The following is a 23,130-nucleotide window of genomic DNA, read 5'->3' as shown; positions in this document are numbered from 1 at the left end:
CCCCTTTTTTTGCGTAATACAGGAGTAAGCGCAGATGTTTCATTTTTTACCAGGAGTAAGATAAAGCATTGGCTATTCTTTAAGGGTGACTTAGTACCGGAGGTATTAAGTTGTTGCCTGAAGGTGGGACGACGCAGAGAGGATGCACAATTGTGCTGCGCCGTTCAGGTCAAAAAAAGTGTCACTACCTGATGTCGAAAATCAGTTGGAAGGGGTGACACCATAAAACAGGATGACAACCATGTCCGTTCGTATCGATAGAGACGTGATTAATGCGCTAATTGCAGGCCATTTTGCGGATCCTTTTTCCGTACTCGGTATGCACCAAACTGATGCTGGACTCGAAGTCCGCGCCCTATTACCTGACGCCACCGAAGTGTGGGTGATCGAACCCAAAACCGGACGCAAAGTCGGCAAGCTGGATTGCCTCGACTCTCGCGGTTTTTTCTGTGCAGTACTTCCCCGCCGTAAAAATTTCTTTCACTATCAGCTGGCCGTTGTCTGGCATGGACAGCAGAATCTGATTGATGACCCTTATCGTTTTGGTCCGCTGATCCAGGATATGGATGCATGGCTGTTATCTGAAGGTACGCATCTGCGACCTTACGAAACGCTGGGTGCGCATGCGGATACCATGGATGGCGTCACCGGTACTCGTTTCTCCGTCTGGGCACCCAACGCCCAGCGTGTTTCGGTGGTTGGTCAGTTCAACTACTGGGATGGCCGTCGCCACCCGATGCGCCTGCGTAAAGAAAGCGGTATCTGGGAGTTGTTTATCCCCGGTGCGCAGCATGGTCAGCTGTATAAATACGAGATGATCGATGCCAACGGTAAGCTGCGGATTAAAGCCGACCCTTACGCGTTTGAAGCGCAAATGCGCCCGGAAACCGCGTCACTTATTTGCGGTCTGCCGGAAAAAGTGGTGCAAAGCGAGGAGCGTAAAAAAGCCAATCAGTTTGATGCGCCGATCTCTATCTATGAAGTACATCTGGGTTCATGGCGTCGTCATACCGATAACAACTTCTGGCTGAGCTACCGCGAGCTGGCGGATCAGTTAGTGCCTTACGCCAAGTGGATGGGCTTTACCCACCTCGAACTGTTGCCGATTAACGAGCATCCGTTCGACGGTAGCTGGGGTTACCAACCTACCGGCATGTATGCGCCGACCCGTCGCTTCGGGACGCGTGATGATTTCCGCTATTTCGTGAATGCCGCGCATCAGGCGGGGCTGAACGTCATTCTCGACTGGGTGCCGGGCCATTTCCCATCGGACGACTTTGGTTTGGCAGAGTTTGATGGCACTAACCTTTATGAGCACAGCGACCCGCGCGAAGGGTATCACCAGGACTGGAACACGCTGATCTACAACTACGGTCGCCGTGAAGTCAGCAACTACCTGGTGGGTAATGCTCTGTACTGGATTGAACGTTTTGGGATCGACGCGTTGCGCGTGGATGCCGTGGCGTCGATGATTTATCGCGACTACAGCCGCAAAGAAGGGGAATGGATCCCAAACGAATTTGGTGGTCGTGAAAACCTTGAAGCCATTGAGTTTTTGCGCAATACCAACCGCATTCTTGGCGAGCAAGTTCCGGGCGCGGTGAGCATGGCGGAAGAGTCCACCGACTTTGCCGGCGTTTCAAGACCACAGGATATGGGCGGTTTAGGGTTCTGGTATAAGTGGAACCTCGGCTGGATGCACGACACGCTGGACTACATGAAGCTGGACCCGATTCATCGTCAGTACCATCACGACAAGCTGACCTTCGGCATGCTGTACAACTACACCGAAAACTTTGTCCTGCCGCTGTCGCATGATGAAGTGGTACACGGTAAAAAATCCATTCTCGATCGCATGCCGGGAGACGCATGGCAGAAGTTTGCCAACCTGCGCGCCTACTACGGCTGGATGTGGGCCTTCCCGGGCAAAAAACTGCTGTTTATGGGCAACGAGTTTGCGCAGGGACGTGAATGGAACCATGACGCCAGCCTCGACTGGCACCTGCTGGAAGGTGGCGATAACTGGCACCACGGCGTACAGCGTCTGGTGCGCGATCTGAACCACACCTACCGTCATCACAAAGCGCTGCACGAGCTCGACTTTGACGCCTATGGCTTTGAGTGGCTGGTGGTAGATGACAATGAACGTTCGGTGCTGGCTTTCGTGCGTCGTGACAAGGTCGGCAATGAAATCATCGTGGTCAGTAACTTTACGCCTGTGCCCCGCCACGGCTATCGCTTCGGTATCAATCAGCCAGGCAAATGGCGTGAGATCCTCAATACCGACTCGATGCATTACCACGGCAGCAATACCGGTAACGGCGGTGCGGTGCACAGCGATGAAATCGCCAGCCATGGTCGTCAGCACTCACTGAGCCTCACGTTACCGCCGTTGGCAACGATTTGGCTGGTCCGGGAGGGGTAATGACGCAACTGGCAACCGGCAACGCCACCCCCCATGGTGCAACGTATGACGGCCATGGTGTCAATTTCACACTCTTCTCGGCCCACGCTGAACGCGTTGAATTATGCGTATTCGATGAGCAAGGGTGCGAACTTCGCTATGACCTGCCGGGGCGTAGCGGTGATGTCTGGCATGGCTATCTGGCCAACGCCCGGCCCGGTCTGCGCTATGGCTATCGTGTTCATGGCCCATGGCAACCGCAGCAGGGCCACCGGTTTAATCCGGCCAAGCTGCTGCTTGACCCTTGCGCCCGTCGGGTGGATGGCGAGTTAAAAGATAACCCGCTGCTGCACGGTGGGCTAAATGAACCGGATCATCATGATAATGCCACCATCGCGCTGAAGGGCGTGGTGGTGTCCGATCATTATGACTGGGAGGATGATGCCCCGCCGCGCACGCCGTGGGGCAATACCGTGATTTACGAAGCGCATGTCAAAGGGTTGACGTATTTGCATCCTGAGCTGCCGGAAGAGATTCGCGGAACCTACAAAGCGCTGGGCCATCCAGTGATGATCGATTACTTCAAGCGCCTCGGCATTACCGCGCTGGAGCTGCTGCCGGTGGCGCATTTTGCCAGCGAACCACGGCTTCAACGGCTGGGGCTGTCGAACTATTGGGGCTACAACCCGGTAGCGATGTTCGCGCTGCATCCGGCCTATGCCTGTTCGCCGGAGAGTGCGCTTGATGAGTTTCGCGACGCGGTAAAAGCGCTGCACAAAGCGGGGATTGAGGTCATTCTCGATATCGTTTTGAACCACAGCGCCGAGCTGGATCTCGAAGGCCCCGTCTTCTCGCTGCGCGGAATTGATAACCGTAGCTATTATTGGATCAGGGACGATGGTGATTACTACAACTGGACCGGTTGTGGGAACACCCTCAATCTGAGCCATCCCGGCGTTGTGGAATACGCATGTGAATGCCTGCGCTACTGGGTTGAAACCTGCCATGTGGATGGTTTTCGTTTTGATTTGGCTTCCGTCATGGGGCGTACACCTGCGTTTCGTCAGGATGCGCCGCTGTTTACCGCGATCCAAAACTGTCCGCAGCTCTCACGCGTTAAGCTGATTGCGGAACCGTGGGATATTGGTGAAGGCGGCTATCAGGTGGGGAATTTCCCTCCGCCGTTTGCCGAGTGGAATGACCATTTCCGCGATGCGACCCGACGCTTCTGGCTCCAGCGTAATCTCTCGTTGGGTGAGTTTGCCGGGCGTTTTGCCGCATCAAGCGACGTGTTTAAACGCAATGGTCGCAAACCCAGCGCGACGGTCAATCTGGTGACTGCGCACGACGGTTTTACGCTACGCGACTGTGTGTGCTTCACAAATAAGCACAATGAAGCGAATGGTGAGGAAAATCGCGACGGCACTAGCAATAACTACAGCGACAATCATGGTAAAGAAGGATTAGGCGGCACGCTGGACCTGATTGAGCGGCGGCGCGACAGCATTCATGCGCTGTTAACCACGCTGTTGCTCTCCCAGGGGACGCCGATGTTGCTGGCGGGCGATGAGCATGGTCATAGCCAGCACGGCAACAATAACGCTTACTGCCAGGATAACGTCCTAACCTGGCTGGACTGGCAGCAGGCAAACAGCGGACTAACCACATTTACCGCAGCCCTGATCCATCTTCGTCAGCAAATTCCTGCATTAACGGGTGATCGCTGGTGGGAAGAGGGCGATGGCAATGTTCGTTGGCTGAATAAGTACGCACAACCCTTAAGTGCGGATGAGTGGCAAAACGGCCCGAGGCAGATGCAAATCCTGCTTTCAGACCGTTTTCTGATTGCAATAAATGCCACGCTTGAGGTGACAGATATCGTTTTACCTGAAGGGGGATGGTGCGCCGTTCCCCCATTTGCCGGAGAGGATAATCCGGTGCTTACGGCTGTCTGGCAGGGACCTGCGCACGGACTGTGTGTGTTCCAGAGAAGATAAAAAAGGAGTTAGTCATGGTGAGTTTAGAGAAGAACGATCGTGTAATGTTGGCGCGCCAGCTGCCATTAAAATCTGTTGCCCTGATCCTGGCCGGTGGCCGCGGTACCCGCTTAAAAGATTTAACCAACAAACGTGCCAAACCTGCTGTGCACTTTGGCGGTAAGTTCCGCATTATCGATTTTGCCTTATCCAACTGTATTAACTCCGGGATCCGTCGCATTGGCGTGATCACCCAGTACCAGTCCCACACGCTTGTGCAGCACATTCAGCGCGGCTGGTCATTCTTTAGCGAAGAGATGAATGAGTTTGTCGATTTGCTGCCTGCCCAGCAGAGAATGCAGGGTGAAAACTGGTATCGCGGCACGGCGGATGCGGTGACCCAAAACCTGGACATCATTCGACGCTATAAAGCGGAATATGTGGTGATCCTCGCGGGCGATCATATCTACAAGCAGGACTACTCACGCATGCTGATCGACCACGTCGAGAAAGGCGCGCGTTGCACAGTGGCCTGTATGCCAGTGCCTATTGAAGAGGCCAGCGCGTTTGGCGTAATGGACGTGGACGACAGCGACAAAATTATCGAGTTTGTTGAAAAACCCGCTAACCCGCCAGCCATGCCAGGCGACCCGACCAAATCTCTTGCCAGTATGGGGATCTACGTTTTCAACGCCGATTATCTGTATGAATTGCTGGCGGAAGATGACCTCGATGAAAACTCCAGTCACGATTTCGGTAAAGACATTATCCCGAAAATCACCGAAGCTGGCATGGCGTATGCACATCCATTCCCGTTGTCCTGCGTGCAGTCTGACCCGGAATCCGAGCCGTACTGGCGTGATGTGGGTACGCTGGAAGCCTACTGGAAGGCGAACCTCGATCTGGCTTCGGTGACGCCTGAACTGGACATGTACGACCAGGACTGGCCAATCCGTACGCACATGGAATCGCTGCCACCGGCAAAATTTGTTCAGGACCGTTCCGGCAGCCACGGAATGACGCTGAACTCGCTGGTTTCTGGCGGATGCATAATTTCAGGTTCGGTGGTGGTGCAGTCCGTTCTGTTCCCGCGAGTGCGGGTGAATTCATTCTGTAACATTGATTCGGCAGTGTTGTTACCTGAAGTGTGGGTGGGACGTTCGTGCCGCTTACGTCGTTGCATTATCGACCGCGCCTGCGTTATTCCTGAAGGCATGATAATTGGTGAAAATGCGGAAGAAGATGCACGTCGTTTCTACCGTTCAGAGGAAGGTATTGTGCTGGTCACGCGTGAAATGCTGCGCAAACTGCAGATCAAACAGGAGCGATAATGCAGGTTTTACACGTTTGTTCAGAGATGTTCCCCCTGTTAAAAACCGGGGGACTGGCGGATGTTCTTGGGGCGTTACCCGCAGCGCAAATAGCGGACGGCGTGGATGCCCGCGTGCTGCTCCCGGCATTTCCTGATATTCGTCGCGGCATTCCCGATGCACAGGTCGTGACGCGTCGGGATACCTTCGCCGGACGTATCACGTTGCTGTTCGGGCATTTCAACGGCGTGGGTATTTACCTGATTGACGCGCCGCATCTCTATGACCGCCCCGGTAGTCCGTATCACGACACTAACCTGTTTGCTTATACCGATAACGTGCAGCGTTTTGCATTGCTGGGCTGGGTTGGCTGTGAAATGGCCTGTGGCCTTGACCCATTCTGGCGCCCGGATGTGGTGCATGCGCACGACTGGCATGCGGGTCTGGCTCCGGCGTATCTGGCGGCGCGCGGCCATCCGGCGAAATCGGTGTTCACCGTCCACAACCTGGCGTATCAAGGCATGTTTTATGCAAAGCATATGGATGACATCCAATTGCCATGGTCGTTCTTTAATGTGCACGGACTGGAGTTTAACGGGCAGATTTCGTTTCTGAAGGCAGGGTTGTACTACGCCGACCACATTACGGCGGTCAGTCCGACCTACGCGCGGGAAATTACCGAGCCGCAGTTTGCCTACGGCATGGAAGGTCTGTTGCAGCAACGTCATCGCGAAGGGCGCCTTTCCGGCGTGCTGAACGGCGTTGATGAAAAAATCTGGAGCCCGGAAACCGATCTCCTGCTGGCATCGCGATATACGCGCGACACGCTGGAGGAGAAGGCAGAAAACAAACGTCAGCTTCAGATAGCGATGGGACTTAAGGTCAACGATAAAGTACCGCTGTTTGCTGTGGTGAGCCGTCTGACCAGTCAAAAAGGGCTGGATCTGGTGCTGGAAGCGCTGCCGGGGTTGTTAGAGCAGGGTGGACAGCTGGCATTGCTAGGCGCGGGCGATCCGGTATTACAGGAAGGATTCCTCGCCGCAGCGGCGGAACATCCAGGACAGGTGGGTGTGCAGATCGGCTATCACGAAGCCTTCTCGCACCGCATCATGGGTGGGGCCGATGTGATATTGGTTCCCAGCCGTTTTGAGCCGTGTGGCTTAACGCAGTTGTATGGACTGAAGTACGGCACGCTGCCGCTGGTGCGGCGCACCGGTGGGCTGGCTGATACAGTCTCTGACAGTTCGCTGGAAAACCTGGCGGACGGTATCGCCAGTGGGTTTGTATTTGAAGATAGTAATGCCTGGTCGCTGTTACGCGCGATCCGGCGTGCTTTCGTATTGTGGTCCCGGCCTTCGCTTTGGCGGTTTGTACAACGTCAGGCCATGACCATGGATTTTAGCTGGCAAGTCGCGGCGAAGTCATACCGTGAGCTTTACTATCGCTTGAAATAGATATCCAGGAATCACCTATATGAATGCTCCATTTACTTATGCATCGCCCACACTCAGCGTAGAGGCACTTAAGCATTCTATTGCCTATAAGCTGATGTTCACGATTGGTAAGGACCCGGTCATTGCCAATAAACATGAGTGGCTGAACGCCACGTTGTTCGCGGTGCGCGACCGTCTCGTGGAGCGCTGGCTGCGTTCTAACCGTGCGCAATTATCTCAGGAAACTCGTCAGGTCTATTACCTGTCTATGGAGTTTCTGATTGGCCGCACGCTTTCCAATGCACTGTTATCGCTGGGCATTTATGACGATGTCAAAAATGCGCTGGAAGGAATGGGGTTGGATCTTGAAGATCTGATCGACGAAGAAAACGACCCGGGTCTTGGCAATGGCGGTCTCGGGCGCCTGGCGGCCTGCTTTCTGGACTCTCTGGCAACGCTGGGATTGCCGGGACGCGGCTACGGTATTCGTTATGACTACGGCATGTTCAAGCAGAACATTGTTGATGGCCGCCAGAAAGAGTCGCCGGACTACTGGCTGGAATACGGTAACCCGTGGGAATTCAAACGCCACAACACGCGCTACAAAGTGCGTTTTGGCGGGCGCATTCAGCAGGAAGGTAAGAAAACGCGCTGGATAGAAACCGAAGAGATCCTCGCGGTCGCCTACGACCAGATTATCCCCGGCTACGACACCGACGCCACCAACACGCTGCGTCTGTGGAATGCCCAGGCCAGTAGCGAGATTAATCTCGGTAAATTTAACCAGGGCGACTACTTTGCGGCGGTGGAAGATAAAAACCACTCCGAGAACGTCTCCCGCGTACTGTACCCGGACGACTCCACCTATTCAGGACGTGAACTGCGGCTGCGCCAGGAGTATTTCCTGGTCTCCTCCACGGTGCAGGACATTCTGAGCCGTCATTACCAGCTGCACAAAACCTACGACAACCTGGCGGATAAAATTGCCATTCACCTCAACGACACCCATCCGGTGCTGTCGATCCCAGAGCTAATGCGTTTGCTGATCGATGAGCATAAGTTCAGCTGGGACGATGCGTTTGAGGTCTGCTGCCAGGTCTTCTCGTATACCAACCACACTTTGATGAGCGAAGCGCTGGAGACCTGGCCTGTCGATATGCTGGGCAAAATTCTGCCGCGCCATCTGCAAATCATCTTTGAAATCAACGACTACTTCCTGAAAACGTTACAGGAACAGTATCCGAACGATACCGATCTGCTGGGGCGGACGTCGATTATCGATGAATCTAACGGCCGTCGTGTGCGTATGGCATGGCTGGCGGTGGTGGTGAGCCACAAGGTTAACGGCGTTTCCGAGCTGCACTCCAACCTGATGGTGCAGTCACTGTTTGCTGATTTTGCGAAGATTTTCCCGACTCGTTTTTGCAACGTCACCAATGGCGTGACGCCGCGTCGCTGGCTGGCGCTAGCCAACCCGTCGCTCTCTGAAGTGCTGGATGAGAACATTGGACGCACCTGGCGAACCGATCTCAGCCAGCTCAGTGAGCTTGAGCAGCACTGCGATTACCCGCTGGTAAATCAGGCGGTGCGCCGCGCGAAGCTGGAGAATAAAAAGCGTCTGGCCACGCTTATTGCCCAGCAGCTGAACGTGGTGGTGAACCCGAAATCGCTGTTTGATGTGCAGATAAAGCGTATTCACGAATACAAACGTCAGTTGATGAACGTGCTGCATGTGATTACCCGCTACAACCGCATTAAGGCCGATCCTGACGCTGAGTGGGTACCGCGTGTGAATATCTTCGCAGGTAAAGCGGCTTCTGCTTATTACATGGCGAAACACATCATTCACCTGATCAACGACGTCGCGAAAGTGATCAACAACGATCCGCAAATTGGCGACAAGCTGAAAGTGGTGTTTATCCCCAACTACAGCGTCAGCCTGGCGCAGGTGATTATTCCTGCTGCCGATCTGTCTGAGCAGATTTCTCTGGCCGGGACCGAAGCCTCCGGTACCAGTAATATGAAATTTGCTCTTAACGGCGCGCTGACCATCGGGACGCTGGACGGTGCCAACGTTGAGATGTTGGAGCATGTGGGCGCAGAAAATATCTTTATCTTTGGTAATACGGCGGAAGAGGTCGAGGCTTTACGCAGCCAGGGCTACAAGCCGCGTGAGTATTACGAGAAAGATGAAGAGCTGCACCAGGTGCTGACGCAGATCGGCAGCGGCGTATTCAGCCCTGAGGAGCCGGGACGCTATCGCGACCTGGTGGATTCGCTGATTAACTTTGGCGACCACTATCAGGTTCTGGCGGATTATCGCAGCTACGTTGATTGCCAGGATAAGGTTGATGAACTGTATCGTCACCCGGAAGAGTGGACCACCAAGTCGATGATTAATATCGCCAACATGGGGTACTTCTCGTCGGACAGGACGATCAAAGAGTACGCCGAAAACATCTGGCATATTGATTCGGTGCGGTTGTAATAAGGGATAGGACTACCTGTAGGCCGGATAAGGCGCTAGCCGCCATCCGGCAAAAGGCCCGATAGCGATGACGCTTACCGGGCCTACAGGGCGCTCGTTGCCGGGGGCGCTTCGCTTGCCCGGCCTACGTTCGTGTACTTGCTTACGACGCCAGCGACAGCTGGTGTTTCTCGATATACTCCGCCAGCCACTGGGTCATGCGTGACTGCTGCTCAGCGTTCAGCCACATACCTTCTTTCGTGCGACGCCACAGCGCATCTTCCGCGCGACGAACCCATTCGTGATCGACCAGATATTTCAGCTCGGCCTCATAAAACTCATGGCCAAAGTCTTCACCTAACTCGGCAAGCGAGGTGGCTTCGCCGATGACCCATTCGGTGTTGCTGCCGTAGGTGCGAGAATAATGGCGTGCCAGCGACTCGGTCAGGAACGGGTATCGACGGCGCAGTTTGGCTGCGTAATCTTCGCGATCGCCGCCAATGTCACCGCCAGGCAGAATGCACTCTTTCGTCCACGCCGGACCAATTCCCTGATAGTACGATGCCAGTTTTTCCATCGCGTGCTCAGCCAGCTTACGATAGGTCGTCAGCTTACCGCCAAAGACCGACAGCAGCGGCGCTTTGCCGTTTTCGTCGTGGATATCCAGCGTGTAATCACGGGTGATCGCCTGCGGTGAGTCAGACTCGTCATCGCACAGCGGACGCACGCCCGAGTAAGTCCAGACGATATCACCACGGCCCAGCTGTTTCTTAAAGTGCGCGTTGTAGACCTTCAGCAGGTAATTGATTTCGCTTTCATCAATTTTCACTGCTTTCGGATCGCCTTTGTATTCAACGTCTGTCGTCCCAATGATCGAGAATTCATCCATCCATGGGATAACAAACACAATGCGTTTATCTTCGTTTTGCAGAATATAAGCTTGCTTCTGGGTATGTACGCGCGGCACTACGATGTGGCTGCCTTTAATCAGGCGAATGCCGTACGGCGATGGCAGGTGCATACCGTCGTCGAAGAACTCTTTCACCCACGGACCGGTGGCGTTGACCAGGCCACGCGCCTGCCAGGTGTATTTTTTGCCGGTATCGATATCTTCAGCTTCAACAATCCACAGACCGTTTTCACGGCGAGCAGAAGTGGCGCGAGTGCGGGTTAATACTTCTCCGCCTTTGCGTACGACCATTTGGGCGTTTGCCAAAACCAGTCGCGCATCGTCTACCCAGCAGTCAGAATATTCGAAACCGCGCACAATCTCAGGTTTCATTACGGAATCTGCGCCAAAACGCAAACCGGTAGAACTTGGCAAACTGGTGCGTTTGCCCAGATGATCGTACATAAACAAACCAATGCGGATCATCCACGCCGGACGCAGGTGCGGGCGGTGGGGCAGACGAAAGCGCATCGGGAAGGCGATATGCGGTGCCATTTTCAACAGCACTTCACGTTCGGCCAGCGCTTCGCTTACCAGACGAAATTCGTAGTGTTCCAGGTAGCGCAGGCCACCGTGGATGAGTTTGGAGCTAGCGGAAGAGGTGGCGCAGGCTAAATCCTGCGCTTCCAGCATCAGCACGGATAAACCGCGTCCAGCGGCATCTGCCGCGATACCGGCACCGTTGATGCCTCCACCTATCACAATCAGATCTTTGGTTTCCATGCTGGCCTCTCGCACTTTCGTTATAGCTCATTAATGTTCGTTATCGAGCATAATAGCAAAGAATCGCGCCATTGGTAACATCGGATAAACAATTTACAGTGATACATATAACATTATGGCGTTTAACTGCCGTCGGGACGTACACTAAGCAGTAACATGTCCGAAAAGCGTCACCTGCCATATAAAGAAGAGAGAGCAATGGATCAGTTTGAATGTATTAATGTCGAAGAAGCGCATCAGAAGCTGCATCAGGGTAGCGCGGTGTTAGTGGATATCCGTGATCCGCAAAGCTATGCCATGGGTCATGCCCCGCAGGCGTTTCATCTGACGAACGACACGCTGGGGTCATTTATGCGCGAGCATGATTTCGACACCGCCGTGTTGGTGATGTGTTATCACGGCAACAGCAGTAAAGGCGCGGCGCAATATCTTCTTCAGCAGGGCTATGACGCGGTTTACAGCGTTGACGGCGGCTTCGACGCCTGGCATCGACACTTTCCGGCAGAAGTGGCATACGGTTCGTAAGCTAACAAAGATGCAGCCTGAAACGGGCAGGGTATATATACTGTCCTCTTTTGTGTGGATGAAGCGACAGCAACCATGTTGATGATTACCTCTTTTGCTAACCCCCGCGTGGCGCAGGCATTTGTTGATTATATGGCGACACAGGGCGTTACCCTGACGATTCAACAACATCAGCAAACGGATGTCTGGCTGGCGGATGAGTCCCAGGCCGAGCGCGTGCATGCTGAACTGGCGCGATTTCTGGAGAATCCGGGCGATCCGCGCTACCTCGCGGCAAGCTGGCAGTCGGGTCAGACCGACAGCGGTCTGCACTACCAGCGTTATCCGTTCCTGGCCACATTGCGCGAACGCGCAGGTCCGGTAACCTGGTTGGTGATGGCCGCGTGTGTGCTGGTGTTTATTGCGATGAACGTGCTGGGCGACCAGGCGGTGATGCTCTGGCTGGCATGGCCGTTTGACCCTTCGCTGAAATTTGAATTCTGGCGTTATTTCACCCACGCTTTTATGCACTTCTCGCTGATGCATATTCTGTTCAACCTGTTGTGGTGGTGGTATCTCGGCGGTGCGGTTGAAAAGCGTCTGGGCAGTGGAAAACTGATTGTAATTACCGTGATCAGCGCCCTGTTGAGCGGCTATGTTCAGCAGAAATTTAGCGGCCCGTGGTTTGGTGGACTGTCTGGCGTGGTATATGCGCTGATGGGCTACGTGTGGTTGCGCGGCGAGCGCGATCCGCAAAGCGGTATTTTCCTGCAGCGTGGTTTGATTATCTTTGCTTTGATCTGGATTGTTGCCGGCTGGTTTGATCTATTCGGCATGTCGATGGCGAATGGCGCTCATATCGCCGGATTGGCCGTGGGTCTGGCAATGGCGTTTGCCGATACTATAAATGTACGAAAACGAACTTGACTCAAGTTTTGTGGTGCCGGAAGGCGGTGTGCGTTTGGACCAATTTGTAGGCCGGATAAGCGTCAGCGCATCCGGCAAAATTTCAGGGAACCATAATGAAGCAAACACAACGACATGACGCGATCATCGAGCTGGTAAAAAAACAGGGATACGTCAGTACTGAAGAGCTGGTGGAGCATTTCTCCGTCAGCCCGCAGACGATTCGCCGCGATCTTAACGATCTGGCCGATCAGAACATGATTTTGCGCCATCACGGAGGCGCGGCGCTGCCATCCAGCTCGGTCAACACCCCGTGGCATGACCGTAAAGCGACGCAGACTGCGGAAAAAGAGCGCATTGCCCGCAAAGTTGCCACGCAGATCCCGAACGGCTCTACGCTGTTTATTGATATCGGAACCACGCCGGAAGCGGTGGCTCACGCGCTGCTTAATCACAGCAATTTACGTATTGTGACCAACAACCTCAATGTGGCGAACACGCTGATGGCGAAAGAGGATTTCCGCATAATCCTCGCCGGTGGTGAACTGCGTAGCCGCGACGGCGGTATTATGGGTGAAGCGACCCTCGACTTTATTTCTCAGTTCCGTCTGGACTTCGGCATCTTAGGGATCAGCGGCATCGACACCGATGGTTCTCTTCTGGAGTTTGATTATCACGAAGTTCGCACCAAACGCGCGATCATTGAGAATTCACGGCATGTGATGCTGGTGGTGGACCACTCGAAGTTTGGGCGTAACGCGATGGTGAATATGGGCAGCATCAGCATGGTGGATGCGGTATATACCGACACGCTGCCGCCTGCTGGTGTGATGCAGGTGATTGCTGACCATCATATCCAGTTAGAGCTGTGCTAAGGTAATTCCCGGCCTGATAAGCGTTGCGTATCAGGCATTAACTAAACGCCGTACCCCATCATCTTCAGCAGCTTCTGCGCATGTTGCACCGCATCCTGGCGATGTGCGACGCCGAGCTTTTGGTACAAATTGCGGATGTGCGTCTTGATGGTCGTTGCCGCGACGGCCAGCTCTCCGGCGATCTGCTCGTTGCTGTAGCCCGAATAAATCAGTCCCAGAACCTGCCATTCGCGCTGGGTCAGCGGGCTGGTGCGGATAAGCTCCGGCACTTCCGGGTGAGTAAGCAGACGCTCAACGAACCCTTCATCGAAGTGGGCAAATTTATGGCGGTGGTGCTGGTTAATCTCACGCAAAATGCGCTGGGCGCGGTGCTGATCGAGTTCCGGTAAGGTATTGAGCTGAATCAGCTGACGCAGTTGTTGCGCCATGGCCTCGCCTTCGATAACAAAGTGGCTGATGAATCCGGTGCGGTTCGCCAGCTGTAGGGCGTCGAGTAACACACGCTGGGCGTCATTTTTGCGCCCTGCCTGCCAGTAGAGCTGATTAAGCAGCAACAGGTTACGGTTCAGATCGCTCATCAGGCGCAGATTGCGCGCATTTTCATTCAACTCTTCCAGCACAATCTCAGCCGGTTCAAACTCGCCGAGCAGGATTTGCGCGCGAGCGATGTTGCGCCACTGGCTTTGCAGGAAGTGGTTATTGGCGAATTCTGGTTTTGGCGTGTGGCGCAGCCAGTTGGCGGCCGAGTTTTTGTCGCCCACCATTTGCCAGTAAATCACCCGCACCTTATCGGCGTTGGAGATCCAGTCGCTGTGATAGTGACCGTTGCCCAGCAGGTTTTCCAGACGGTTGAGCAGGCTGCGAGCGTTATCAAGATCGCCCCGCGCAAGTGAACACTGAACCAGCAGCGCCAGACACTGTAGCTGTTGCTGCGGCTGGAAAGTGGAAAGCAGTTCAATACCGCTACGGGCAGAGGCTTCTGATTCGTCCAGACGCGCCCATGCCCACAGTAGCTGCGCACGAATACGTACCAGAAATTCGTGCATCGGCAGCTGTTCCAGGTGCTGCTCTTTGATCAGCTGGAATGCTTTTTCCTGAGTTTCCCAGGCGGCCTGTAAAAAGCCCTGGGCAAACAAAATTTCGCTTTGCTGGATAAGACTCCACAGCGCGTAATGCCAGACGTCATGATGACGCGCCATTTGCTCGGTTTGCTGCATTAACGCCAGAGAGCGCGTGAGATCGCCCTTACAGTGCAGGACTTCGCCGTGCACCGAGGTGGCGACGATCCGGCTATAGAACCAGGCGATGGGTAACTCATCCAGGGCCAGTTTCGCCAGGCGTTCGGCTTCGTCAGGGTTGCCGTCGTTAATCGCTACCTGCGCCCGTAAAGCGTTGAATTCGGCGTGCAGTGTCGGCTCCATGTCGCCTTTCATTTCCTGCTCTGCGCGCGCCAGCAAGGTGTTAACCTCTCCGTAGCGGTGCTGGCTTTGCATCAGCCAGGCTTGCAACAGAACCAGACGCGGATTTTCCAGCAGGCTTTCCCACGGCAGGGCTTTCAGCGACTCTTCCAGTAACGTCAGCTCGCTATGGTTAAACAGTCCCCACGCATGATTCAGCAGGATATCGCGTAGCATATGGGCGTCGCCGGCTGCCAGCGCGTGGTGGATAGCTTCGCTGGGGAAGCCTTGCGCCATCCAGCTTTCGGCGGCGGCGCGGTGTATTTCGGGCAGTTCGTTCGCCAGCTCCCATTGGCAGCGCTGGCGTAAAAAGCTGCCAAACAGCGGGTGATAGCTGAACCACTCGCCAACGTCATCCATCCGCTGCAGGAATAACCCCTGGCGCTCAATTTCTTCCAGCCGCATCTGGCCGTTTTCTTCCCCGGTAACGCGGACGATTAGCGCATCGTTCATGGAACGCAGAATGGCGCTTTTCAGCAGGAAGTGACGGGTGCCGAGGTCGACGCTGTCCAGCACTTCATCAACCAGATAATCGGACAAATGGCTGGCGTTGATCCCCGCGAGGCGTCGTGCCGACTGGTGAGCAGAGTTATTATTCTGACGGGCGGAAAGGGCGATCAGTTGTAACGCTGTGGCCCAGCCAGCAACGTCATCGCACATCCGGCTGCTTTCTGCCGCTTCAATGGGAGAGGACAAACGTCGGTCGAAAAATTGTTTGGCTTCCTGATGGTTAAAGGCCAACTGTTGGCTGCCTATCTCCAGCAGTTGATCGCGTACCCGCAGGTTGGCAATACCCAACTGCGGCAGATTGCGCGACAGCACGACCAGCGTGAGGTTCTCAGGCTGGTGACGCAGGAAGAAACGCATCGCTTCGTGAATGGCCGGGTTAGAGATCAGATGATAATCATCTACTACCAGGTAGAGCGGGCGGTGCCACTCGGCCAGTTCGATAAATAGCTGGGCAAACAGTGATGTCAGGCTGGCGTACTGACGTTTTTGCACCATTGCTTCACTGGTGGTGCAGTGTCCACCTGTTGCCTGTTGGATAGCGGCGATCAGATAACTGGCAAAGCGCTCTTGCTGATTATCGCCCTCATCCAGAGAATACCAGCCTAAATCATTTTTCCCTGCCGCCCATTGTGAAACCAGCGTCGTTTTTCCATAACCAGCAGGACTTGTTATCAGGGCAAGCCTGAAATTGTTCGCGCCGGAAAGTTTAGCCAACAGGCGCTCACGAACCACCGTATGGTCGAGTCGAACCGGACGACTTAATTTAGACGGAATCAACATAAGTTAGTCACTTCACTGTGTGAAAATAGGGAAGAATGATTTTTTTTGCGCTTCGTAATTAATAGATATAAGGTCGGCCAGATTGGTGTTTTATGCAAGCTAAGCGGACTTTTTGTGTGTCTGATTTTGCACTATGTCACAAATCTATACATCTATTGCAATAAATGCTTTAAAGAGTCGCAACAGGCGTGGCGACTGGATCCGTTGTAATTTTGACTGTGTCGAAAAATCCCTCTCTTTTTATATGGTTACTCAAATAGCTAATGAATATCACCGAATCTTGTGGCCGACTTAAAAGTTTTATGTGAATTATCTTATCGGGCACAGATATTTCAGGTTAGAAACTATTTCCCTATTTACACATTGTTTCTCATCGTCATATCGCTATTTGATATTGTCGATTAATCCTTTGTTACTAATGCGTCATTCGAAGAGCGTTATGCGGGGTTTGCGCGAATTTACGGGCAATTACCTCCCCTTTAAGTGGCGGAGATCACACTTTTATGCTCATCCCCGCTCCTCCTCCCTCCCTAATCCGTGCCAGGATGAGGAATGTCAACCACGAGCCAGGCAAACTAGCGATAACGTTGTTTTATTACCTAAGGATCTGGAACCCCTATGTCACAGCCTACTTTCAACAAAGATCAATTTCAGGCTGCCCTGACGCGTCAGTGGCAGCGCTTCGGTTTACTGTCGGCTCAAGAAATGACGTCGCGCCAGTGGTGGCAGGCAGTGAGTGGGGCGTTGGCTGAGTTACTCAGCGCCCAGCCTGCGGCAAAACCGGCAAAAAATCAGCGTCACGTTAACTACATCTCGATGGAGTTTTTGATTGGTCGCCTGACCGGCAACAATTTACTCAACCTCGGCTGGTATCAGGTGGTGAGCGATGAGCTGAAAGCGCATGACGTCAACCTGACAGACCTGCTGGAAGAAGAGATCGATCCGGCGTTGGGTAACGGTGGATTGGGACGCCTGGCGGCCTGCTTCCTTGATTCGATGGCGACAGTCGGCCAGTCGGCGACGGGCTATGGCCTCAACTACCAGTACGGCCTGTTCCGTCAGTCGTTTGCCGATGGCCAACAGATGGAAGCCCCGGATGACTGGCATCGTGGCAGCTACCCGTGGTTCCGTCACAACGAGGCGCTGGATGTGCAGGTTGGGATTGGTGGCAAGGTCACCAAAGAAGGGCACTGGGAGCCAGGGTTTACCATCACCGGCCAGGCATGGGATCTGCCGGTTCTCGGTTACCGTAACGGCGTAGCGCAACCGCTGCGTCTGTGGCAGGCCAGCCATGCGCACCCGTTTAACCTGACCAAATTTAATGACGGCGATTTCCTGCGCGCAGAGCAGCAGGGCATCGACGCTGAAAAACTGACGAAAGTGCTGTACCCGAACGATAACCACACCGCGGGTAAAAAGCTGCGCCTGATGCAGCAGTACTTCCAGTGCGCCTGCTCCGTAGCCGACATTCTGCGCCGCCATCATCTGGCAGGGCGTAAGCTGCACGAACTGGCTGATTACGAAGTCATTCAACTTAACGATACTCACCCGACTATCGCGATCCCTGAACTGCTGCGCGTGCTGATTGATGAGCACCAGATGAGCTGGGACGATGCGTGGGCGATTACCAGCAAGACCTTCGCTTACACCAACCACACCCTGATGCCGGAAGCGTTAGAGTGCTGGGATGAGAAACTGGTGAAAGCACTCCTGCCGCGCCACATGCAAATCATCAAAGAGATTAACGACCGCTTTAAGACGTTGGTTGATAAAACCTGGCCGGGTGATGCTGAAGTCTGGGCGAAGCTGGCAGTGGTGCACAGTAAACAGGTGCGTATGGCCAACATGTGCGTGGTCAGCGGTTTTGCGGTCAACGGTGTGGCGGCGCTGCACTCCGATCTGGTAGTGAAAGATCTGTTCCCGGAATATCACCAGCTCTGGCCGAACAAATTCCATAACGTCACCAACGGGATTACTCCGCGTCGCTGGATTAAGCAATGCAACCCGGCGCTTGCCGCACTGCTGGATAAATCGCTGAAAAAAGAGTGGGCTAACGATCTCGATCAGCTGATCAATCTGGAAAAATACGCCGACGACGCGAAGTTCCGCCAGCAGTATCGTGACATCAAACTGGCGAACAAAGAGCGCCTGGTGAAGTTTATTAAAGCGCGTACCGGTATTGAAATAACGACTAACGCTATCTTTGATATTCAGATTAAACGTCTGCATGAGTACAAGCGCCAGCACCTGAATCTGCTGCATATTCTGGCGTTGTACAAAGAAATCCGTGAGAACCCGCAGGCAGATCGCGTGCCGCGCGTATTCCTGTTTGGCGCAAAAGCTGCTCCGGGTTACTACCTGGCGAAAAATATCATCTTCGCCATCAACCAGGTTGCACAAACCATCAATAACGACCCGAAAGTCGGCGACAAGCTGAAGGTCGTCTTCCTGCCGGATTATTGTGTCTCGGCGGCGGAAATGCTGATTCCGGCGGCGGATATCTCTGAACAGATTTCAACCGCAGGGAAAGAGGCTTCCGGCACCGGTAACATGAAGCTGGCGCTGAACGGTGCGTTAACCGTAGGTACGCTGGATGGCGCAAACGTCGAAATCGCCGAGAAGGTGGGTGACGAGAATATCTTTATCTTTGGTCATACCGTGGAAGAGGTGAAGGCGCTCAAAGCCAAAGGCTACGACCCGGTGAAATGGCGTAAAAAAGACAAAGTGCTGGATGCTGTCCTGAAAGAGCTGGAAAGCGGGAAATACAGCGATGGCGACAAGCATGCCTTTGACCAGATGCTGCACAGTATCGGCAAGCAGGGCGGCGACCCGTATCTGGTGATGGCGGACTTCGCGGCCTACGTTGAAGCTCAGAAGCAGGTTGACGTGTTGTATCGTGACCAGGACGCCTGGACCCGGGCGGCGATTCTGAATACCGCGCGTTGCGGCATGTTCAGCTCGGATCGCTCCATCCGCGATTATCAGGCTCGTATCTGGCAGGCGAAACGTTAAGGAATCGCGATGGAAAGCAAACGTCTGGATAATGCCGCGCTGGCGGCGGGGATCAGCCCCAATTACATTAATGCCCACGGTAAACCGCAGTCTATTGGCGCCGAAACCAAACGGCGTTTGCTTGACGCCATGCATCGCACCACCGCTGCCACTCAGGTGGCGGTAACCCCGGTGCCGAATGTCATGGTCTATACCGCTGGCAAGAAAATGTCGCTGGCGGTTGAGGGAAGCGGAGAGTTTAACTGGCTGCTGACCACCGAAGAGGGCGTGCAGCACAAAGGGCATGCCGTCGGCGGTAAATCTTTTAACCTTCCGGCGAAGCTGCCGGAGGGGTATCACACGTTGACCCTGACCCAGGGCGAGCTGCGTTCCCATTGTCGTATCATCGTGGCACCAAAGCGCTGCTATGAACCGCAGGCGTTGTTAGCCGGGCAGAAGCTGTGGGGGGCATGTGTTCAGCTCTACACCCTGCGATCGGAAAAGAACTGGGGGATTGGCGACTTCGGCGATCTCCGCACCATGCTGGTGGATGTGGCGCAACGCGGCGGCGCGTTTATCGGGCTTAATCCGATTCACGCGCTGTATCCGGCGAATCCGGAGAGCGCCAGCCCGTACAGCCCGTCGTCACGCCGCTGGCTGAACATTATTTATATTGATGTGAACGCAGTTGATGATTTCCGTCTGAGTAAAGAGGCGCAGGCGTGGTGGCAGAAACCCGCGACTCAGCAAGCTCTGCAACGCGCGCGCGATGCCGAGTGGGTTGATTATTCTGCTGTTACCGCACTGAAGATGACGGCGCTACGTATGGCGTGGAAAAGCTTCTCTGCGCGTGATGATGAGCAGATGGCGGCATTTCGCCAGTTTGTGGCTCAGGAAGGGGATAGCCTCTACTGGCAGGCGGCCTTTGATGCGCTGCATGCGCATCAGGTGAAAAAGGACGCATTGCGCTGGGGCTGGCCGGTGTGGCCAGAAGCTTTCCAGTCAGTGGACTCGCCAGAGGTAAAACGCTTCTGCGAAGAACATCGTGATGACGTAGATTTCTACCTGTGGTTACAGTGGCTGGCGTATACCCAGTTTGCTGACTGCTGGAAAACCAGCCAGGGCTTTGCAATGCCGATAGGGCTGTATCGCGACCTGGCCGTTGGCGTGGCCGAAGGCGGGGCGGAAACCTGGTGTGACCGCGAGTTGTATTGCCTGAAAGCTTCAGTTGGCGCACCGCCGGATATTCTCGGTCCGCTTGGGCAAAACTGGGGACTGCCGCCGATGGATCCGCACATCATCGCGGCACGTGCTTACGAACCGTTTATCGAACTGCTGCGCGCCAATATGCAGAACTGCGGCGCGTTGCGTATCGACCATGTCATGTCGATGCTGCGTCTGTGGTGGATCCCTTACGGTGAAACTGCCGATCACGGTGCCTACGTGCATTATCCGGTCGACGATCTGCTGTCAATTTTGGCGCTGGAAAGTAAACGTCACCACTGCATGGTGATTGGTGAAGATCTGGGTACCGTGCCGGTGGAGATCGTCAGCAAGCTGCGTGACAGCGGCGTCTACTCCTACAAAGTGCTTTATTTTGAGAATGACCATGAGAAAAACTTCCGTGCGCCGAAAGCGTACCCGGAACAATCAATGGCAGTCGCGGCGACGCATGACCTTCCTACGCTTAAAGGTTATTGGGATAGCGGCGATCTGACGCTGGGTAAAGCACTGGGCCTGTACCCGGATGAAGTCGTGCTGCGCGGGTTGTATCAGGACCGGGAACTGGCGAAACAGGGGCTGCTGGACGCGCTGCACAAATACGGCTGCCTGCCAAAACGTGCCGGTCACAAGGCTTCCCTGATGTCGATGACGCCGATTCTGAATCGCGGCATGCAACGCTACATCGCTGACAGCAACAGTGCGTTGCTGGGCCTGCAACCGGAAGACTGGCTGGATATGGCTGAGCCGGTCAACATTCCGGGGACCAGCGACCAGTACAAAAACTGGCGGCGTAAGCTCACCGCCACGCTGGAGCAGATGTTTGCCGATGAGGGCGTGAATAAGCTGATTAAGGATTTGGATAAGCGGCGAAAAGCGGCCGCGAAGAAGAAGTAAAAATGCCGGGGATTTCCCCGGCTTTTTTATGGTGATAGCTCGTAGCTCGTAGGCCTGATAAGCGCAGCGCCATCAGGCAATTCTGACGCACATTGCCGGATGGTGGCTTTACCTTATCCGGCCTACAAACTGTCTCGATTAAACCACCATACCCAGCAGCAGACACCCTACCAGACCGCAGACGGAGATAATGGTTTCCAGCATTGACCATGACTTGATGGTTTCACCGATGGTCAGGTTGAAATACTCCTTGAACAGCCAGAACCCAGGATCGTTCACGTGGGAGAAGATGACGGAACCGGAGCCAACCGCAATAACCATCAGCTCAGGGCTTACGCCGGTCGTTGCAATCAGCGGTGCCACAATCCCACCTGCAGTAATCGCTGCAACGGTTGCGGAACCCAGTGCGATACGCAGTACTGCAGCGATAGACCATGCCATCAGCAGCGGAGAAACGTTAGAGCCGTGCATCATTGAGGCGATGTATTTGTCCACGCCGCTATCAACCAGAACCTGTTTAAAGGCACCGCCACCACCGATGATCAACAGCATCATCGCGATGATTTTGATTGAGGACACCAGCGTGTCGTTAATCTGATCCATCGAACGTCCGCGGTTCAGACCAAAAGTGAACATCGCAATCAGCACCGCAATCAACGTTGCCATGACCGGGTCACCGAGGAATTCAGCAACCGTCAGGAAAGCATGGCCTTTCGGCAGAATCATCTCCGCCACGGCGCGCATTGCCATCAGGATAACCGGGACCAGAGAGGTCCAGACGCTGACGCCAAAGCCTGGCATCTCTTCTTCAGTGAAGGTTTTTGCGCTGTACAGACCTTCCGGGATTGGCTTATCGATGCCTTTCAGGAAACGCGCGTATACCGGACCGGCGAGAATAACGGTCGGGATTGCCAGAATCGTACCAAACAGCAGAGTTTTACCCATATCTGCGTGGAAAATGGTGGCAATAGCGGTTGGACCCGGGTGCGGCGGCAGGAAGCCGTGAGTAACGGACAGCGCAGCCGCCATCGGCACACCAACGTACAGCAGCGGGATGTTAGCAGCAGCGGCGATGGTGAATACCAGCGGCAACATCAGCACGAAGCCAACTTCGTAAAACAGGGCAAAACCGACGGTGAAGCCGGTTAATACCACCGCCCACTGAATGTGTTTTTTGCCGAATTTAGCAATCAGCGTGGTTGCGATGCGCTGTGCGCCGCCGCAGTCCGCCAGCATTTTGCCCAGCATGGCGCCAAAACCCATAATCAGGGCGAGGCTGCCAAGGGTTCCGCCGACGCCGGCTTTAATCGAACCGATGACTTTATCCAGTGGCATCCCTTGCATCAATCCGACAGCAAGCGCCACCAGGACGAGAGCGATGAAGCCGTTCATTTTGAAACGGATCATCAGGAGGAGTAACAAGATTACACCGATAGCAACGATGACTAATGGCATGATTTACCTGGCCTTTACTTTGTTATGGGTAACGTCAGTGTTTAGATGACAAATTCCGATTGTCCCGACCGGGAACAGAGTATTCTCAGCACCAATGCTGGTTGCCTTCAAAACTAATCAGTTTAACTGGCTATTATGTGTGTGTTAGGTGCTGATACGAATGATACGGGTAACATACTGCGCTTGAAAATCACCTGGATAGGCAAAATTTAAAATATGAGAGGCTGGTCAAATTATGCAGGGGATTGTTGCAGGATAAATGCGAAAAAATG

The 23,130-nt window shown here is 54.2% G+C and carries 13 protein-coding genes; 10 read left to right on the top strand and 3 right to left on the bottom strand.

The genetic code is table 11. The annotated features are described in order from the left end of the window. The first annotated feature begins 241 nt into the window (after positions 1–241). The 5 genes from glgB to glgP are packed head-to-tail and all read left to right on the top strand — an operon-like array spanning position 242 to position 9,611. Positions 242–2,425 (top strand): 1,4-alpha-glucan branching enzyme, encoded by a 2,184-nt coding sequence (gene glgB, locus OGY18_RS18375; protein WP_286553936.1) that lies wholly within the window; start codon positions 242–244, stop codon positions 2,423–2,425. Continuing rightward, positions 2,425–4,401, top strand: a complete 1,977-nt coding sequence (gene glgX, locus OGY18_RS18370; RefSeq protein ID WP_126956389.1) for a glycogen debranching protein GlgX — start codon at positions 2,425–2,427, stop codon at positions 4,399–4,401. The genes glgB and glgX overlap by 1 nt, the downstream gene beginning before the upstream one ends. Positions 4,402–4,415: 14 nt before the next feature. Further along, positions 4,416–5,711: a glucose-1-phosphate adenylyltransferase gene (gene glgC, locus OGY18_RS18365; RefSeq protein ID WP_148361375.1), complete on the top strand. Its 1,296-nt coding sequence runs from the start codon at positions 4,416–4,418 to the stop codon at positions 5,709–5,711. Next, the gene (gene glgA / locus OGY18_RS18360; RefSeq protein ID WP_148361376.1) at positions 5,711–7,144 is read left to right on the top strand and encodes a glycogen synthase GlgA; all 1,434 of its coding nucleotides are present in this window, start codon (positions 5,711–5,713) and stop codon (positions 7,142–7,144) included. Before glgC ends, glgA begins: the two co-directional genes overlap by 1 nt. 19 nt (positions 7,145–7,163) lie before the next feature. Further along, positions 7,164–9,611: a glycogen phosphorylase gene (glgP, locus tag OGY18_RS18355; RefSeq protein WP_148361377.1), complete on the top strand. Its 2,448-nt coding sequence runs from the start codon at positions 7,164–7,166 to the stop codon at positions 9,609–9,611. A 142-nt stretch (positions 9,612–9,753) separates the two neighbouring features. Here glgP and glpD read toward each other — a convergent pair whose 3' ends face one another. Then, complete coding sequence (glpD, locus tag OGY18_RS18350) at positions 9,754–11,262, bottom strand: glycerol-3-phosphate dehydrogenase (protein ID WP_218667124.1); 1,509 nt, start codon at positions 11,260–11,262, stop codon at positions 9,754–9,756. A 198-nt stretch (positions 11,263–11,460) separates the two neighbouring features. Here glpD and glpE point away from each other — a divergent pair, with 198 nt between their 5' ends. The 3 genes from glpE to OGY18_RS18335 all read left to right on the top strand — a co-directional run bounded on the left by glpE (position 11,461) and on the right by OGY18_RS18335 (position 13,547). Further along, positions 11,461–11,787 carry a thiosulfate sulfurtransferase GlpE gene (gene glpE / locus OGY18_RS18345; RefSeq protein ID WP_003827629.1) on the top strand — a complete coding sequence of 109 codons (327 nt, stop codon included), beginning with the start codon at positions 11,461–11,463 and terminating at the stop codon, positions 11,785–11,787. Between the two features lie 75 nt (positions 11,788–11,862). Then, positions 11,863–12,693 carry a rhomboid family intramembrane serine protease GlpG gene (gene glpG / locus OGY18_RS18340; RefSeq protein WP_286553933.1) on the top strand — a complete coding sequence of 277 codons (831 nt, stop codon included), beginning with the start codon at positions 11,863–11,865 and terminating at the stop codon, positions 12,691–12,693. 95 nt (positions 12,694–12,788) lie between these two features. Beyond that, positions 12,789–13,547 carry a DeoR/GlpR family transcriptional regulator gene (locus tag OGY18_RS18335; protein WP_275397920.1) on the top strand — a complete coding sequence of 253 codons (759 nt, stop codon included), beginning with the start codon at positions 12,789–12,791 and terminating at the stop codon, positions 13,545–13,547. A gap of 41 nt (positions 13,548–13,588) precedes the next feature. Here the strand turns inward: OGY18_RS18335 and malT are convergent, their stop codons facing one another. Then, positions 13,589–16,294, bottom strand: a complete 2,706-nt coding sequence (gene malT, locus OGY18_RS18330) for an HTH-type transcriptional regulator MalT (RefSeq protein WP_032945235.1) — start codon at positions 16,292–16,294, stop codon at positions 13,589–13,591. A gap of 618 nt (positions 16,295–16,912) precedes the next feature. On the opposite strand from malT, the gene malP reads away from it, so the two are divergent. Both malP and malQ read left to right on the top strand, forming a co-directional pair. After that, a complete protein-coding gene (malP, locus tag OGY18_RS18325) occupies positions 16,913–19,306 on the top strand; it encodes a maltodextrin phosphorylase (RefSeq protein WP_149280742.1) in 2,394 nt (797 codons plus the stop codon). 9 nt (positions 19,307–19,315) lie between these two features. Next, entirely contained in the window at positions 19,316–21,403 is a 2,088-nt protein-coding gene (gene malQ / locus OGY18_RS18320) for a 4-alpha-glucanotransferase (protein WP_286553926.1), read from the top strand. A gap of 138 nt (positions 21,404–21,541) precedes the next feature. On the opposite strand, the gene gntT is transcribed toward malQ, so the two are convergent. Beyond that, on the bottom strand, positions 21,542–22,858 hold the full coding sequence (gene gntT / locus OGY18_RS18315; protein WP_003023507.1) for a gluconate transporter: 1,317 nt from the start codon (positions 22,856–22,858) through the stop codon (positions 21,542–21,544). Positions 22,859–23,130 lie beyond the last annotated feature (272 nt).

It is taken from the genome of Citrobacter sp. Cpo142 (assembly GCF_030332425.1).
GTDB lineage: Bacteria > Pseudomonadota > Gammaproteobacteria > Enterobacterales > Enterobacteriaceae > Citrobacter > Citrobacter portucalensis.
This window is presented reverse-complemented; position numbering and strand designations above follow the sequence as displayed.

Bases quoted from the DNA above. Each gene is read 5' to 3' on its own strand.
- malQ (WP_286553926.1), top strand. From the start codon at position 19,316: ATGGAAAGCAAACGTCTGGATAATGCCGCGCTGGCGGCGGGGATCAGC.
- malP (WP_149280742.1), top strand. From the start codon at position 16,913: ATGTCACAGCCTACTTTCAACAAAGATCAATTTCAGGCTGCCCTGACG.
- glpG (WP_286553933.1), top strand. From the start codon at position 11,863: ATGTTGATGATTACCTCTTTTGCTAACCCCCGCGTGGCGCAGGCATTT.
- glgC (WP_148361375.1), top strand. From the start codon at position 4,416: ATGGTGAGTTTAGAGAAGAACGATCGTGTAATGTTGGCGCGCCAGCTG.
- OGY18_RS18335 (WP_275397920.1), top strand. From the start codon at position 12,789: ATGAAGCAAACACAACGACATGACGCGATCATCGAGCTGGTAAAAAAA.
- glgB (WP_286553936.1), top strand. From the start codon at position 242: ATGTCCGTTCGTATCGATAGAGACGTGATTAATGCGCTAATTGCAGGC.
- glpD (WP_218667124.1), bottom strand. From the start codon at position 11,262: ATGGAAACCAAAGATCTGATTGTGATAGGTGGAGGCATCAACGGTGCC.
- glgP (WP_148361377.1), top strand. From the start codon at position 7,164: ATGAATGCTCCATTTACTTATGCATCGCCCACACTCAGCGTAGAGGCA.
- gntT (WP_003023507.1), bottom strand. From the start codon at position 22,858: ATGCCATTAGTCATCGTTGCTATCGGTGTAATCTTGTTACTCCTCCTG.
- malT (WP_032945235.1), bottom strand. From the start codon at position 16,294: ATGTTGATTCCGTCTAAATTAAGTCGTCCGGTTCGACTCGACCATACG.
- glpE (WP_003827629.1), top strand. From the start codon at position 11,461: ATGGATCAGTTTGAATGTATTAATGTCGAAGAAGCGCATCAGAAGCTG.
- glgX (WP_126956389.1), top strand. From the start codon at position 2,425: ATGACGCAACTGGCAACCGGCAACGCCACCCCCCATGGTGCAACGTAT.
- glgA (WP_148361376.1), top strand. From the start codon at position 5,711: ATGCAGGTTTTACACGTTTGTTCAGAGATGTTCCCCCTGTTAAAAACC.